Origin of the sequence: Frateuria sp., from assembly GCF_035695185.1 — a bacterium.
In the GTDB taxonomy this organism is placed as follows: Bacteria; Pseudomonadota; Gammaproteobacteria; order Xanthomonadales; family Rhodanobacteraceae; genus Frateuria_A.
In genome coordinates this window covers 22,022-34,380 of sequence record NZ_DASSES010000192.1, presented here as the reverse complement: position 1 = coordinate 34,380, position 12,359 = coordinate 22,022, and the positions used below count along the sequence as shown (strand labels likewise).

13 protein-coding genes, 1 tRNA gene and 1 other RNA gene are annotated in these 12,359 nt (G+C 67.8%); 8 read left to right on the top strand and 7 right to left on the bottom strand.

Annotated features, from left to right (window positions below; genetic code table 11):
- From rpsI to VFH59_RS15595, 3 genes are all read left to right on the top strand, one after another.
- Positions 1 to 289: 30S ribosomal protein S9 (gene rpsI / locus VFH59_RS15605; RefSeq protein ID WP_325165830.1), on the top strand; the 289-nt coding region annotated here is incomplete at its 5' end.
- A gap of 54 nt (positions 290 to 343) precedes the next feature.
- Positions 344 to 417 (top strand) — tRNA-Gln (locus VFH59_RS15600).
- Positions 418 to 728: 311 nt separating this feature from the next.
- Positions 729 to 2,306 carry an MASE1 domain-containing protein gene (locus VFH59_RS15595; RefSeq protein ID WP_325165829.1) on the top strand — a complete coding sequence of 526 codons (1,578 nt, stop codon included), beginning with the start codon at positions 729 to 731 and terminating at the stop codon, positions 2,304 to 2,306.
- Between the two features lie 93 nt (positions 2,307 to 2,399).
- Here VFH59_RS15595 and VFH59_RS15590 read toward each other — a convergent pair whose 3' ends face one another.
- Positions 2,400 to 2,885 (bottom strand): hypothetical protein, encoded by a 486-nt coding sequence (locus tag VFH59_RS15590; protein ID WP_325165828.1) that lies wholly within the window; start codon positions 2,883 to 2,885, stop codon positions 2,400 to 2,402.
- Positions 2,886 to 3,143: 258 nt separating this feature from the next.
- Between VFH59_RS15590 and VFH59_RS15585 the strand changes: the two genes are divergently transcribed.
- Positions 3,144 to 5,030, top strand: coding sequence for a chloride channel protein (locus VFH59_RS15585; protein WP_325165827.1), 1,887 nt, complete (start codon positions 3,144 to 3,146; stop codon positions 5,028 to 5,030).
- Positions 5,031 to 5,106: 76 nt separating this feature from the next.
- Here the strand turns inward: VFH59_RS15585 and rpiA are convergent, their stop codons facing one another.
- The 6 genes from rpiA to VFH59_RS15555 form a co-directional block, all read right to left on the bottom strand.
- On the bottom strand, positions 5,107 to 5,742 hold the full coding sequence (rpiA, locus tag VFH59_RS15580) for a ribose-5-phosphate isomerase RpiA (RefSeq protein ID WP_325165826.1): 636 nt from the start codon (positions 5,740 to 5,742) through the stop codon (positions 5,107 to 5,109).
- A gap of 54 nt (positions 5,743 to 5,796) precedes the next feature.
- Positions 5,797 to 6,264 (bottom strand): EVE domain-containing protein, encoded by a 468-nt coding sequence (locus tag VFH59_RS15575; protein ID WP_325165825.1) that lies wholly within the window; start codon positions 6,262 to 6,264, stop codon positions 5,797 to 5,799.
- On the bottom strand, positions 6,261 to 6,866 hold the full coding sequence (locus VFH59_RS15570) for a 5-formyltetrahydrofolate cyclo-ligase (RefSeq protein ID WP_325165824.1): 606 nt from the start codon (positions 6,864 to 6,866) through the stop codon (positions 6,261 to 6,263). Before VFH59_RS15570 ends, VFH59_RS15575 begins: the two co-directional genes overlap by 4 nt.
- 92 nt (positions 6,867 to 6,958) lie before the next feature.
- Positions 6,959 to 7,144: non-coding RNA, 6S RNA (ssrS, locus tag VFH59_RS15565), on the bottom strand.
- A gap of 7 nt (positions 7,145 to 7,151) precedes the next feature.
- On the bottom strand, positions 7,152 to 7,469 hold the full coding sequence (locus tag VFH59_RS15560; RefSeq protein ID WP_325165823.1) for a cell division protein ZapA: 318 nt from the start codon (positions 7,467 to 7,469) through the stop codon (positions 7,152 to 7,154).
- Complete coding sequence (locus VFH59_RS15555; RefSeq protein ID WP_267170469.1) at positions 7,469 to 7,693, bottom strand: TIGR02449 family protein; 225 nt, start codon at positions 7,691 to 7,693, stop codon at positions 7,469 to 7,471. The genes VFH59_RS15560 and VFH59_RS15555 overlap by 1 nt, the downstream gene beginning before the upstream one ends.
- A 148-nt stretch (positions 7,694 to 7,841) precedes the next feature.
- Between VFH59_RS15555 and VFH59_RS15550 the strand changes: the two genes are divergently transcribed.
- The 4 genes from VFH59_RS15550 (at position 7,842) to cydB (ending at position 12,326) form a co-directional block, all read left to right on the top strand.
- Positions 7,842 to 8,408, top strand: coding sequence for a UPF0149 family protein (locus tag VFH59_RS15550; RefSeq protein WP_325165822.1), 567 nt, complete (start codon positions 7,842 to 7,844; stop codon positions 8,406 to 8,408).
- Entirely contained in the window at positions 8,405 to 9,715 is a 1,311-nt protein-coding gene (locus tag VFH59_RS15545) for an aminopeptidase P N-terminal domain-containing protein (protein WP_325165821.1), read from the top strand. The genes VFH59_RS15550 and VFH59_RS15545 overlap by 4 nt, the downstream gene beginning before the upstream one ends.
- Before the next feature lie 194 nt (positions 9,716 to 9,909).
- A complete protein-coding gene (locus tag VFH59_RS15540; protein ID WP_325165820.1) occupies positions 9,910 to 11,313 on the top strand; it encodes a cytochrome ubiquinol oxidase subunit I in 1,404 nt (467 codons plus the stop codon).
- Positions 11,314 to 11,315: 2 nt separating this feature from the next.
- Positions 11,316 to 12,326: a cytochrome d ubiquinol oxidase subunit II gene (gene cydB / locus VFH59_RS15535; protein ID WP_325165819.1), complete on the top strand. Its 1,011-nt coding sequence runs from the start codon at positions 11,316 to 11,318 to the stop codon at positions 12,324 to 12,326.
- Positions 12,327 to 12,359: the final 33 nt, after the last annotated feature.

Genomic DNA, 12,359 nt, shown 5'->3' with positions numbered 1-12,359 from the left:
CGACCAGTTCTTCGGTCGCGAGACCTCGCGCATGATCGTGCGCCAGCCGCTCGAGCTGACCCAGAGCGCCGACAAGTTCGACATCAAGGTCACCGTCGCCGGCGGCGGCATCACCGGCCAGGCCGGTGCGATCCGCCTGGGTATCGCCCGCGCGCTGATCGAGTACGATGAAACCCTGAAGTCGCCCCTGCGCAAGGCCGGCTTCGTGACCCGCGATGCCCGCGAGGTCGAGCGCAAGAAGGTCGGTCTGCACAAGGCCCGCCGCGCCACCCAGTTCTCGAAGCGCTAACATTCGCTTCGAGGGACGATGCAACCAGTCAGAGCGCATCGTTCCCAAGGGTTTTGGGAGATCGTCTAACGGTAGGACAACGGACTCTGACTCCGTTTATCTAGGTTCGAATCCTAGTCTCCCAGCCAACGAAAGAGGCCCGCCCATGGCGGGCCTCTTTTTTTCATGTCTGGGGGCAGGCGGCGAAAACCCGGCGGGGTCGGGGCACGGCGGGCGTCAGATGCTGATCCTGCGACGCACACCACACCGTGACCGGGTGACCAGGCGCTGCGCCGGGCTCCGCTTGCGCTACGATGGGCGCCGTCGGCAGGGACCGGTAGGCCGTTGGTTTGACTCGGTTTTCACGCAGAAAATTGTTGTATGGGCGGAATAACATGCCGACGTGGACGGGTTGCTGGATTGGGGCGATCCAGGCCATCCATGCCAAGGGGGTAGGACGATGCTGACAAGGACCTGGGACAACATCTGGTTTCGACAACTCGCGGTCGTGGCCGGTTATGCGGTGAGCTACCTCCTCCTTCGCGAGATCTCCTTTTCGCACTGGGTGCTTTTCGCAGGCTTGCGCCTGTGCGTCCTGATGCTGATGCCTTACCGCTATTGGCCGGCGCTGCTGCTGGGCGAACTGTTGCCGTTGAGCTACATCAGCTTGAGCTGCCTGGACCAGTACGGCCGGATGTGGTCGGCCGTCATGCTGGTACCGCCGATCGGCCTTGCCATGCCGATCGTCCATTTCTGCCGGGAACAGCGACGTCTGTTCCCGGCGCGCACGATTACCAGCATCAACGTGCTGCTGCTTTGCTCCCTGCTGGTCTCGGTGGTCTGGACCGCAGCCGATACCACCGCACTGATCCTGGCCACCCTCCAGACCCCGTACGATTACCGCGCGGCCGCCGGGCGCTATTTCCTCGGCTCCTATATCGGCATCCTCACGGTCGTGCCGCTGGTGCTGTCCGTGCGCGAGGAATTGGCCGGCAAGTCGCTCAGGCAGGCCATGGCCGGCGTGTCGGAAAGCCGACTCGTGCTCGAGACCGTCTCGCTGCTGCTGCCCGCGCTGGCCTTGCTGGTCTGGCTGGCGTCGGGTGTCGCCGGCGATGCGAGCCAGGCCGCACGGATGGCCATGTTCCTGCCGGTAGCCTGGTTGTCGCTGCGGCACGGCTGGCGCGGAGCGGCAGTGGGCGGGACGGCAGCGAGCATCGCCGTGATCCTGACGATGCCGGTGGTACGCGACCACGAGACGGTCCAGGCCGAGGTGTTCATCGCCTTCACGATCACCACGATGCTGATGCTCGGTGCGCGCATCGCGGTTCTGCACCAGCGCGAGCGGCAGGAGCGCATGGACTCGCGCCTGGCGCTGGCGATGGCGCAGCGCAACGTCTACCTGGGTGAACTGCAGCTGCGGCAGACTTCCTATGCGCTGGAGCAGATGAGCGGCGCGATCCAGGCCTCCTATACCCAGTTGCTGGGACGGCTGCGCTGCCTGCTGCCGGGGACCGACGAACGCACCTACTATCGCCAGGCGGCGGTCGCGCAGCACCAGATGTACCGCCTCGCCGACTCCCTGTATCCGCTTTCCTGGCGCGACCGGGGCTTGCCGGCCGCACTGCGCGAGGGGTCCATTCCCCGTGCGCTGGATGAGGGCGGCATCGTCTACTGGTGCGATATCCAGGGTGACGTCGAACAGCTGTCCACCAGCGTCCACATGGCGCTGTACCGGTTGGCGTCGGAAGCGATCGCGCTCTCCTGTGCCAAGCGCAACATCAGCAAGCTGCGCGTTCGGCTTCGCAGTGGCAGGTCCGGTGGCCGGCGCTGGGCGGTGCTGTGCGTCGACAGCGACGTCGACTACGAACGGCTGGCCCGCGTGCGCTGGGACGATGTCCATGCGGCACTGGGCGGAAGCGGCATGGGGCTGGGTGCGCTCAAGGATCGCGCGGGCATCTTCGAAGGCACGGTCCATGCGCGGGCCCATGGCACGGGCAGCCGGATCAGCCTCATCCTGTTCGATCCGGACATCGCCTGAGCTGACGCCACCCTGCCGGGTCGACCCGGGAAGACCCACCCATGAAAAAGCCGCCGAAAGGCGGCTTTTTCATGGGTCGGGCGATGCGGCGGCTTATTGGGTGTGGCTGCTGCATTCCTCCGGATCGTCGCAGGGACTGGCCGTCGCATAGCTGGTGGTTGCCGGCTGCGCGGTGAACATCGTGGTGCCGTCGCTCAAGGGCACCGCCTGCAACTGGATGGAGCTGTCCCGATAGACGGTTTCGGCATACGAAGCGAGCGGCACGGCGGTGGCGCTGACGGACGCGGACTGCTGCGGCGTGGTGATCCGCTGCGCGTCGCGACCCATCGGCAGCACCAGAAACTGGCCGTTCGCCGCGGCAAACGCAATGCGGACGTTGCCGTAGAGGTCGTTCACCTGCACATATTTCAGGCCGTTGTTGGCAAACGTGTAGACGTGCCAGTGGGCACTCGCGCTCACGTCCTGTGCGTTGGGCCAGGCCTGACCGAGGCCCGTACCCGTCGCCGCCATGGCGGAGGTCGAAAGCCCCATGACGACCAGGCCGGCGCAGAGGGCGCGGCGCGGCAGGAATTTGATCATAGCCATGTCCCCTTGTTGGACTGCTCACGGGTTGAGCAACAGCACTGTATCAGCTGCAAAAGTGATTTTTGCGCGAAGACAACCGCCGAAACTGAGCGTCGGATTAAGTTTTACGGACGCCTTTCCGTGCCAGGCGGGCGATCCGCCGGCGCGCGCGATGCCGGCGACTTGGCACCGCAGCCATTCCATGACGACCCCCGCCCTTCGGTTCCAGGGCCGTGGAGCGTAAAATCCCCGTTTTGCCAGTGGTATTGCCCCATGACCTCCTCGAGCGAGAAGCCGACGCCGCCACCGGGCGTGCGGCTGGAAGGCAGCACGGACGCCTTGCCCCTATCCCCGGCGCTGGGGGTCAGCCTCGATGCGACGCGCATGCCTCGCCGCTCCACCCTGGTCGACCGTCGGGTGCTGCGTATCACGGCCGTGTCGATCGCGCTGGGCGTCGCCGCCGCGTTCATCGCGCAGATTCTCACCGCGCTGATCGGGCTGGTCACCAACCTGGCCTTCTATGGCCGCTGGTCGACCGCGTTCTCTTCGCCCGCCGGCCACCATCTGGGCGCGTGGGTCATCCTGGTTCCGGTCGTCGGCGGACTGATCGTCGGAGTCATGGCCCGATGGGGATCGCGAGCGATCCGCGGCCATGGCATCCCCGAGGCGATGGAGCAAGTGCTGCTCAACGAATCGAAGATTCCGCCACGGATCACTTTCCTGAAGCCGGTGTCCTCGGCCATCGCCATCGGCACCGGGGGACCGTTCGGTGCGGAGGGACCGATCATCGCCACCGGCGGGGCGTTGGGATCGTTCATCGGCCAGCTGTTGCGGGTAACCGGTGGGGAGCGCAAGGTTCTGCTGGCCGCCGGCGCGGCCGCCGGCATGGCCGCGGTGTTCGCCTCGCCGGTGGCGGCGGTGGTGCTGGCGGTGGAGCTGCTGTTGTTCGAGCTGCGTCCGCGCTCGCTCATCCCGGTTGCGCTGGCCACCGTGGCCGCCACCTCGGTGCGCTACGCGTTCCAGGGCACGGCGCCGGTGTTCGCGATGCCTGCCCTGGCCGAGCCGGGTGCGATCGCCCTGGCCTGCTACGTGGGCGTCGGCGCGATGCTCGGACTGATCAGTGTGGGCGTCACGCGGATCGTCTACGGCATCGAGGATGCGTTCGAAAAACTGCCGATCCACTGGATGTGGTGGCCGGCGCTGGGTGGGGTGGCGGTGGGCGTGATCGGCTACTTCGCCCCGCTGACCCTGGGCGTGGGCTACACCAATATCGAAGGCATCGTCGGCGGGCAGTTCACCCTGCACGCGCTGTTTTTCCTGTGCGTGATGAAGTTCCTTTCCTGGTCGATCGCGCTGGGCAGCGGCACCTCCGGCGGCACGCTGGCGCCGCTGTTCACCATCGGCGGCGCGCTGGGAGCATTGATGGGTCTCGGGCTGGCGGCGCTGCTGCCGCAGTTCGGCATCGATCCACGCATCGCGGCGCTGGTGGGCATGGCGGCGATCTTCGCCGGTGCCTCTCGAGCGCTGCTGACGGCGGTCGTGTTCGCGTTCGAAACCACTGGCCAGCCAGCTGGACTGCTGCCCCTGCTCGGCGGCTGCACTGCGGCCTATCTGATCTCGGCGCTCATGATGCGCAACACCATCATGACCGAGAAGATCGCCCGCCGTGGCGTACGCGTCCCTTCCGAATACGCGGCCGACTATCTGGACCAGGTGGCGGCCGGGGACGCCTGCTCGCGCGACGTGGTGACGCTGCGTACCAACCAGACCCTGGGCGAGGTGCGCAACTGGCTGAACGAGGGTTCGCCCGAGGCGCAGCACCAGGGTTATCCGGTGGTCGATGCGAACCACCAGGTGCTGGGCGTGCTGACACGGCGCAGCCTGCTCGATCCACAGTGGTCGTATTCGCTCGCGCTGGGCGACCTGATCACCCGCCCGCCGATCATGGTCAAGGAGGATCACTCCCTGCGCGAAGCAGCCGACCACATGGTGGCCGAGCAGGTGGGCCGGTTGATCGTGATCAGCAAGGAGGCGCCGCACCGCATGGTCGGCATCATCACCCGCGGCGACCTGCTGAGCGCCCACAAGCGCCGCCTGCAGGAAGCGCGGCAGGCCAGCCGGCACCTGCGCTTCGGCCGGCGCGGCATGCGTACGGCGTAGGGCGGCGGACCTCCCCCTGCAGGGGAGGGTGCCAGGACGCGCGCTCCGCCCCGGCTCTCCCCGGGGCGGGCCAGGGCTACATCTCCTTGTCGCCGACCAGCACGATGTCGGCCGGACGGCGGGCGAACAGGCCGACCGTGACGATCCCCGGAATCTGGTTGAGTTCGGCCTCCAGTCCCACCGGGTCGGTGATCTGCCAGCCGTGCACGTCGATCACCCAGTTGCCGTTGTCGGTCACCACGCCGTCGCGCCAGACCGGCTGGCCGCCGCGCTTGACGATCTCCCTTCCGACCAGGCTGCGTGCCATCGGGATCACCTCGATCGGCAGCGGGAAGCGGCCGAGCAGGTCCACCCGCTTGCCCGAATCGATGATGCACACGAATCGCGCGCTGGCCTCGGCAATGATCTTCTCGCGGGTCAGTGCGGCGCCGCCGCCCTTGATCAGCCGCTTGTGCGGGTCGCACTCGTCGGCGCCGTCCACGTAGAGCGAGAGCGGCCCGGTGGCGTTGAGGTCGAGCACCGGGATGCCGTGCTTCCTGAGCTGCGCGGTCGATTGCTCGGAACTGGACACCGCCCCGTGGATGCGATGCTTGATGCCCGCCAGCGCATCGATGAAATAGGCCACGGTCGAGCCGGTGCCGACGCCGACGATGGCGCCGTCCTCGACGTAGCGGATGGCCGCCTCTCCGGCGAGGCGCTTTTCGTTGCTCATGGAAGTTCCTTGGGGTGTGCGTGCAAGCCGTTGGAGCGGGCGTGGGGTCGTTGCCTATTCGAGCGCCAGGATGAAATTCCAGTCCTGCGCGCTCACCGGCATCACCGAGAGCCGGTTGCCCTTGCGCACCAGCGCCATGTCGGCCAGCGCGGGCTGACCCTTCAGCTCATCCAGCGTGATGACGCGCTTGAGCTTGCGCACGTATTTCACGTCCACCAGCATCCAGCGCGGGTGGTCGCGCGAGCTGGCCGGGTCGAAGTACTTGCTCTTCGGATCGAACTGGCTGGGATCCGGGTAGGCCTCGCTGGCGACCTGGGCAATGCCGGCGATGCCCGGCTCGGCGCAGTTGGAGTGGTAGAAGAACACCTTGTCGCCCTTGCGCATGCCGTCGCGCATGAAATTCCGCGCCTGGTAGTTGCGTACGCCATCCCATGGCTCGCGCTTGCGTTGCCTGAGGTCGTCGATGGAGAAGGTGTCCGGCTCGGACTTCATCAGCCAGTGGGTGTAGGGCCGCTCGCTCATCGATGGTTTTCCGGGTGGCAGTCGATCAGTTCGCGGTCGGTCGCGATGTAGTCCAGCGGCACGTCCCAAGGTTCGGACGTGATCGCCGGTAGTTCCTGGAAGTCGTAGGCGATGCCGACCAGCAGGGGCTCGGTAGGGCGCACCTGGTCGTTGAGGAAGGCGAAGCTGCGGTCGTACCAGCCGCCGCCATACCCCAGCCGGTGGCCTCGTCGATCGAAGCCCAGCAGCGGCACCAGCACCAGGTCGAGCTGGAACGGCGCGAACCACTCGCGTGGCGCCACCGGTTCGGGGATGCCGAAGCGGTTGGGCTGCACCTCCTCGCCGGCCGACCACGGTGCGAAACGCAGCTGGCGCTCCTCGCCCAGCATCGGCAGCAGGAAACGCTGGCCACGCGCGGCCAGCGGGGGGATCACCAGGTTGAGGGGCAATTCGCCATCGCAGGCCCAGTACCCGGCCACACGCGCGTCGGTGTGGTACTCGGGGAGCTGCTCGATGCTGTGCCTGAGGCCCTGTGCGGCAGCGATGCGCTGGGCGGGCGTCAGTGCGCGGCGGCGGGCGGCGAGATGCTGGCGCAGTTCGCGGCGTTGGGCGGTGGCGTCCACGTTCGCGCATCTCCTGGGAAGGCGGCGCGACCGGCGCCGCTCGCGCGCCCGGCCGGCGTTGCGTGAACGTCGGCCGGGGCGGGAAAAGGGTGGCGTCAACCGCGATGCCGCTGCCCACCGAACGACCTTGATCCTCTTGGATCAGGTGGGAGGGCTACATGGCCTTCAAGGCTTTCCGCACGCGGCGGACATGCACAACAACCATGTGAAGCCGACCCGGGGTCGTATTTAGGAACAAGGCAAATGTAAGAGTGTGCTGGCGCACACCGCAGTAAACGCCGGGGTCTATCTTACTTGCCCGTCGAGCGCCGCTTCAAGCTTGCGGCGCAGTGCGGCGAGACCGTCAGTCACGCTGCGATCAGCGCCGTCGTGCTGCTTGCGCAGGCCCAGGTATTCATGGGTGATGCTGATCGCCGCCAGCACCGCCAGACGGTCGAAGCCGGGCGTGCGTGCGTTGGCGCGCAGTTCGCGCATCTTGCGGTCGAGGAAGGTGGCCGCTTCGAGCAGGCCGTCGCGTTCCTCGGGTGCACAGGCGATCAGGAATTCGCGGTCGAGCAGGCGCAGCGCGACCGGCTCGGAGGCGGGGGAGGGCGTGCTGCTCATCAGCCGTTGTTCTCGAGGGCTTTCAACCGTTGGATCATCGCCTCGACGCGGCTGCGCGCCTGGTCGTTGCGCGCCATCAGGCCCGCCCGCTCGTTGGCCAGCTGCTCCTGGCTGTGTCGGAGACTGCGGTTTTCCTCCTGCAGCCGGCGCACCAGTTCCAGCAGGCGGTCCAGCTGCTGGTTCAGGGTGGCCAATTCCTGCTGGACGGGATCGGGCGTGCTCATGGCGTGAAATATAGCAAGCCTGCCGACGGAAAAGGTGCCGGGTTTGGCGATGGCCGCGCTTGGACGGGGGCTTCCGGAGCGCGCCGCCAAGGGCGCTCCCGGAGGGGGTGGATTAGACTTGGCCGCCGAACCCCGCCGGAGAACTCCCATGACCGCCACCGACATGCTCGGCTACGACGAGCTGGATGCCGCACTTGTGCGGATGCGCATCGGCGCCGATGCCAGCGAACTGCACGGCTCGCTGTGCGGCTACCTGGCCGGCGGCGGCTCGGTCGACAAGCAGCCGTTGCTGGCCGCGCTCGAATTCGAGGGAGGCGAGGCGGTCGTGCCTGCGCCGCAGGACCAGGCGGTGCTCGAGCGGCTGGCGACGCAGAGCCGCAGCGAGCTGGCCGATCCCGAGCTGGGCTTCGAGCCGCTGCTGCCGGCCGACGACCGCCCGCTGGCCGAGCGTGCCGACGCGCTGGGTGAATGGTGCCGCGGCTTCCTTGGGGGCTTCGGCCTGGCCGGTGCCGGCGCGCATGCGCAGCTGTCGGACGAGGCGCAGGAGATCCTGCGTGACCTCACGACCATCGCCGGTTCGGCCTTCGACTTCGGTGACGAAAGCGAGGACGAGGATGCCCTGATCGAGCTGCACGAATTCGTCCGCATGGGCGCGATGCTGCTGTTCGCCGAGTGCCACACGGCCCAGCGCCCGGCGGGCGATACGCTGCATTGAGCATCACCGTCGCCGAATTTGCGCGCCGCCGGCGCCAGCTGATGCGCATGGCCGGCGCCGACGCGGCCCTGCTGGTCGCGGCCGCACCCGAGCGCATGCGCAACGCCGATGCCGCCTGGCCGTACCGCCAGGATTCGGATTTCCACTACCTGACCGGCTTCCCCGAGGCGGATGCCGTGCTGGCGCTGCTGCCCGGACGCGCGCACGGCGAGGCGGTGCTGTTCTGCCGCGAGCGCGACCCGGCGCACGAGCGGTGGCACGGCGAGGTGGCGGGCACCGAGCGCGCCGTAGGCACCTACGGGGTGGACGACGCATTCCCGATCGAGGACATCGACGACATCCTGCCGGGCATGATCGAAGGCCGCGCGCGGGTGTACTGCCATTTCGGCCGCGAACCGGACTTCGACGCGCGCCTGCTGGGCTGGATGCGCCGCCTGCGCCAACTGCGTGGCGGCGGCGTGGTGCCGAAGGAGTTCGTGGCGCTGGGCCATCTGCTGCACGACCTGCGGCTCTACAAGTCGCGCGGCGAGCTGAAGCTGATGCGCCAGGCCGCGGCGATCGCCGCCGAGGCGCACCTGGCGGCGATGGCCGTCGCGCAGCCGGGGCGCCTGGAGTACGAGGTCGAGGCCGAACTGCTGCGCGCGATGCGTGCCCGCGGCGCGGTGGCCGCGTTCCCGCCGATCGTCGCCGGTGGCGTCAACGCCTGCACGATGCATTACCTGGCCAACCGCGCGCCGCTGAAGGACGGCGACCTTCTGCTGATCGATGCCGGTGCCGAGGTGGACTGTTATGCCTCCGACATCACCCGCACCTTTCCGGTCAATGGCCGCTGGACGCGTGAGCAGCGCGCGCTGTACGAAGTGGTGCTGGCGGCGCAGCAGGCGGCGATCGACGCGGTGCAGCCGGGTCGCGCCTTCGATGCCGCGCACCACGCGGCCGTGCGCGTGATTGCCGAGGGGCTGTGCGCGCTGGGCCTGCTCAAGGGCACGGCCGATGCGGCGATCGAGAGCGGCGCGTACAAGACCTTCTTTCCGTCCAAGACCGGCCACTGGCTGGGCCTGGATGTACACGACGTGGGCGACTACCGCGTCGATGGCGAGGCGCGCCTGCTCGAGCCGGGCATGGTGGTGACGGTGGAGCCGGGCATCTATGTTCCACCTGACCTGCGTGGCGTGGCCGAGCGCTGGCGTGGCATCGGCGTGCGTATCGAGGACGATGTGGCGGTGAGCCCCGGGGGCAACGTGGTGCTGACCGCGGCGGTGCCCAAGGAGCCGGAGGAGCTGGCGCGGGTGCTGGGCGAGCGCTGAGAACCGCGCTCGCTGCTCGATCCCGCGGCTTCGGGGCGGCAAACCTCCTGTGCCCTCCGGGGGGGGCGAGCCGCCAGGCCCCCGGGCGGAACACACGCCTGCGACGCCACGCCGCGCGGCAGCCTGTCGCGATGCCGCAGCCATCACGCCGCGCATGTCTATAGTCGCCGATGCCCTTCCTGCGGGAGTGAAGCATGCCGACCGCCGAGTTCCTCTCGCGCCTGCAGTTCGCGTGGGTGATGTCCTTCCACATCCTGTTCCCCGCCTTCACCATCGGCACGGCGGCGTGGCTGGCGTTCATCGAGGGCGTGTGGCTGGTCAAGCGCACCGACCTGTGGCGAGACCTCTATTTCTTCTGGCTCAAGATCTTCGCCGTCGCCTTCGGCATGGGGGTGGTGTCCGGCATCGTGATGAGCTTCCAGTTCGGCACCAACTGGGCCGGCTTTTCCATCGTCGCCGGCAACGTGGTCGGGCCGCTGCTCAACTACGAGGTGCTTACTGCGTTCTTCCTCGAGGCCACGTTCCTGGGCGTGATGCTGTTCGGCTGGAAGAAAGTCAGCGACCGGATGCATTTCCTGGCCACCTGCATGGTGTCGCTGGGCACGCTGCTCTCCTCGTTCTGGATCATGTCCGCCAACAGCTGGATGCAGACGCCCGCCGGCTACGGCATCCGCGACGGCGTGTTCTATCCGGCCGACTGGTGGCATGTGATCTTCAATCCCTCCTTCCTGGTGCGCCTGCCGCACATGGTGCTGGCCGCCTTCATCTCCACGGCGATGGTGGTGGGCGGCGTTTCGGCCGTCTATCTGCTAAAGGGACGCTTCGTCGATCGCGCGGGCGTGATGCTGAAGCTGGCGCTGGCCTTCCTGGCGATCGTGATTCCGATCCAGATCGTGATCGGCGACATGGCCGGCCTGAAGGTGCGCGAGTACCAGCCCGCCAAGCTCGCTGCGATCGAGGCGCGCTGGGAAACCGCGAGCAGCGTGCCGCTGGCGCTGTTCGCCTGGCCCGACGAGCAGGCGCAGACCAACCGCTATGCGGTGGAGGTGCCGCACCTGGGCAGCCTGATCCTCACCCACTCGTGGGACGGCCAGGTCAAGGGCCTGAAGGACTTCCCCCGCGACGAGCGACCGCCGGTCAGGATCCCGTTCTTCTCGTTCCGCGTCATGGTGGGGCTGGGCCTGTCGATGCTGGCCCTCGCGCTGCTCGGCCTGTGGCGCTGGAAGCGCGGCAGCCTGTTCCGCGACCGCTGGTATCTCAAGGCGTGGGTGGTGATGATCCCTTCCGGTTTCATCGCCCTGCTGACGGGCTGGTGGGTGGCCGAGGTGGGGCGACAGCCGTGGGTGGTGCAGGGCCTGGTGCGGACTTCGCAGGCGGCGACGGTGCTGCCGGCTTCCAGCGTGCTGGCTTCGCTGATCACGTTCGTCTTGGTCTACCTCGGCATCTTCGGGGCCGGCATCTGGTATCTCTTCAAGCTGTTCCGCGATGGCCCGCTCCCCGCGCCCCAACGCGGGCAGCCGGCCACGGCGGTGCATGGCAGCCGCCGCCGCACGCCGGCGCGTCCGCTGTCGGCCCCCGATGACCCGATGGGAGACTGACGATGGACTGGGCGACCCTCCTTCCGGTGGTGTGGTTCTTCATCATCGGCTTCGCGGTGATCATGTACGTGCTGCTGGACGGCTTCGTGCTGGGTCTGGGCATCCTGCTGCCGTTCGCCGACGACGAGGACCAGCGCGACCACATGATGAACACCGCCGCGCCGATCTGGGACGGCAACGAGACCTGGCTGGTACTCGGCGGCGCGGGTTTGATGGCGACCTTCCCCAGGGCGTACGCGGTGGTGCTCTCCGCGCTGTACCTGCCGATCCTGGCGATGCTGATCGCGTTGATCTTCCGCGGCGTGGCGTTCGAGTTCCGCTTCAAGGCGCACACTTCGCGCTGGCTGTGGGGCGTGGCCTTCAGTGTCGGCTCGGTGGTCACCGCCTTCGCGCAGGGGTTGATCCTGGGCGCGCTGGTCGAGGGCATGCCGCTGACCGGCGGCAAATACGTGCAGGGCGCGTTCGGCTGGTTCAGTCCGTTCGCGGTGATGACCGGAATGGCGGTGGTGTTCGGCTATGCGCTGCTGGGCGCGACGTGGCTGATCCTCAAGACCGACGGTCGCCTGCAGCGGATCGCGTTCGACCTGACCCGGCCGCTGATGCTGGCGGTCATCGGCTTCATGCTCATGGTGAGCGCCTGGCTGCCCTTCCTGGACTCGCACCTGATGGAGCGCTGGTTCACCGGCGCGCACATCCTGTGGCTGTCGCCGGTACCGGCCCTCACCGTGCTCAACGCGATCCTGCTGTGGCGGGCGGTGCTGAAGAACCGCGAGGTGCAGCCGTTCGTGCTGGCGTTGTGCTTCTTCGCGCTGGGTTTCATCGGCCTGGTGGTGGGCATGTGGCCCAACATCGTGCCGCCGGACATGAGCATCTGGGAGGCCGCCTCGCCACCCTCGTCACAGGGCTTCGTGCTGGTGGGGGCGGCGTTCCTGATCCCGGCGGTGCTGGCCTACACCGTGTATTCGTACCGCGTGTTCCGCGGCAAGGTGCTGGCGGGCGAGGGGTATCACTGAGCGCTCCGCCGGGGAGTCCGGCGGAGCGCAGGG

What these genes read in the sequence shown, in the direction of transcription:
- VFH59_RS15575 (WP_325165825.1), bottom strand. Translation starts at nt 6,264, where the DNA reads ATGAGCGAGCGGCCCTACACCCACTGGCTGATGAAGTCCGAGCCGGAC.
- VFH59_RS15585 (WP_325165827.1), top strand. Translation starts at nt 3,144, where the DNA reads ATGACCTCCTCGAGCGAGAAGCCGACGCCGCCACCGGGCGTGCGGCTG.
- rpiA (WP_325165826.1), bottom strand. Translation starts at nt 5,742, where the DNA reads ATGAGCAACGAAAAGCGCCTCGCCGGAGAGGCGGCCATCCGCTACGTC.
- VFH59_RS15540 (WP_325165820.1), top strand. Translation starts at nt 9,910, where the DNA reads ATGCCGACCGCCGAGTTCCTCTCGCGCCTGCAGTTCGCGTGGGTGATG.
- VFH59_RS15595 (WP_325165829.1), top strand. Translation starts at nt 729, where the DNA reads ATGCTGACAAGGACCTGGGACAACATCTGGTTTCGACAACTCGCGGTC.
- VFH59_RS15560 (WP_325165823.1), bottom strand. Translation starts at nt 7,469, where the DNA reads ATGAGCAGCACGCCCTCCCCCGCCTCCGAGCCGGTCGCGCTGCGCCTG.
- VFH59_RS15590 (WP_325165828.1), bottom strand. Translation starts at nt 2,885, where the DNA reads ATGATCAAATTCCTGCCGCGCCGCGCCCTCTGCGCCGGCCTGGTCGTC.
- VFH59_RS15550 (WP_325165822.1), top strand. Translation starts at nt 7,842, where the DNA reads ATGACCGCCACCGACATGCTCGGCTACGACGAGCTGGATGCCGCACTT.
- cydB (WP_325165819.1), top strand. Translation starts at nt 11,316, where the DNA reads ATGGACTGGGCGACCCTCCTTCCGGTGGTGTGGTTCTTCATCATCGGC.
- VFH59_RS15555 (WP_267170469.1), bottom strand. Translation starts at nt 7,693, where the DNA reads ATGAGCACGCCCGATCCCGTCCAGCAGGAATTGGCCACCCTGAACCAG.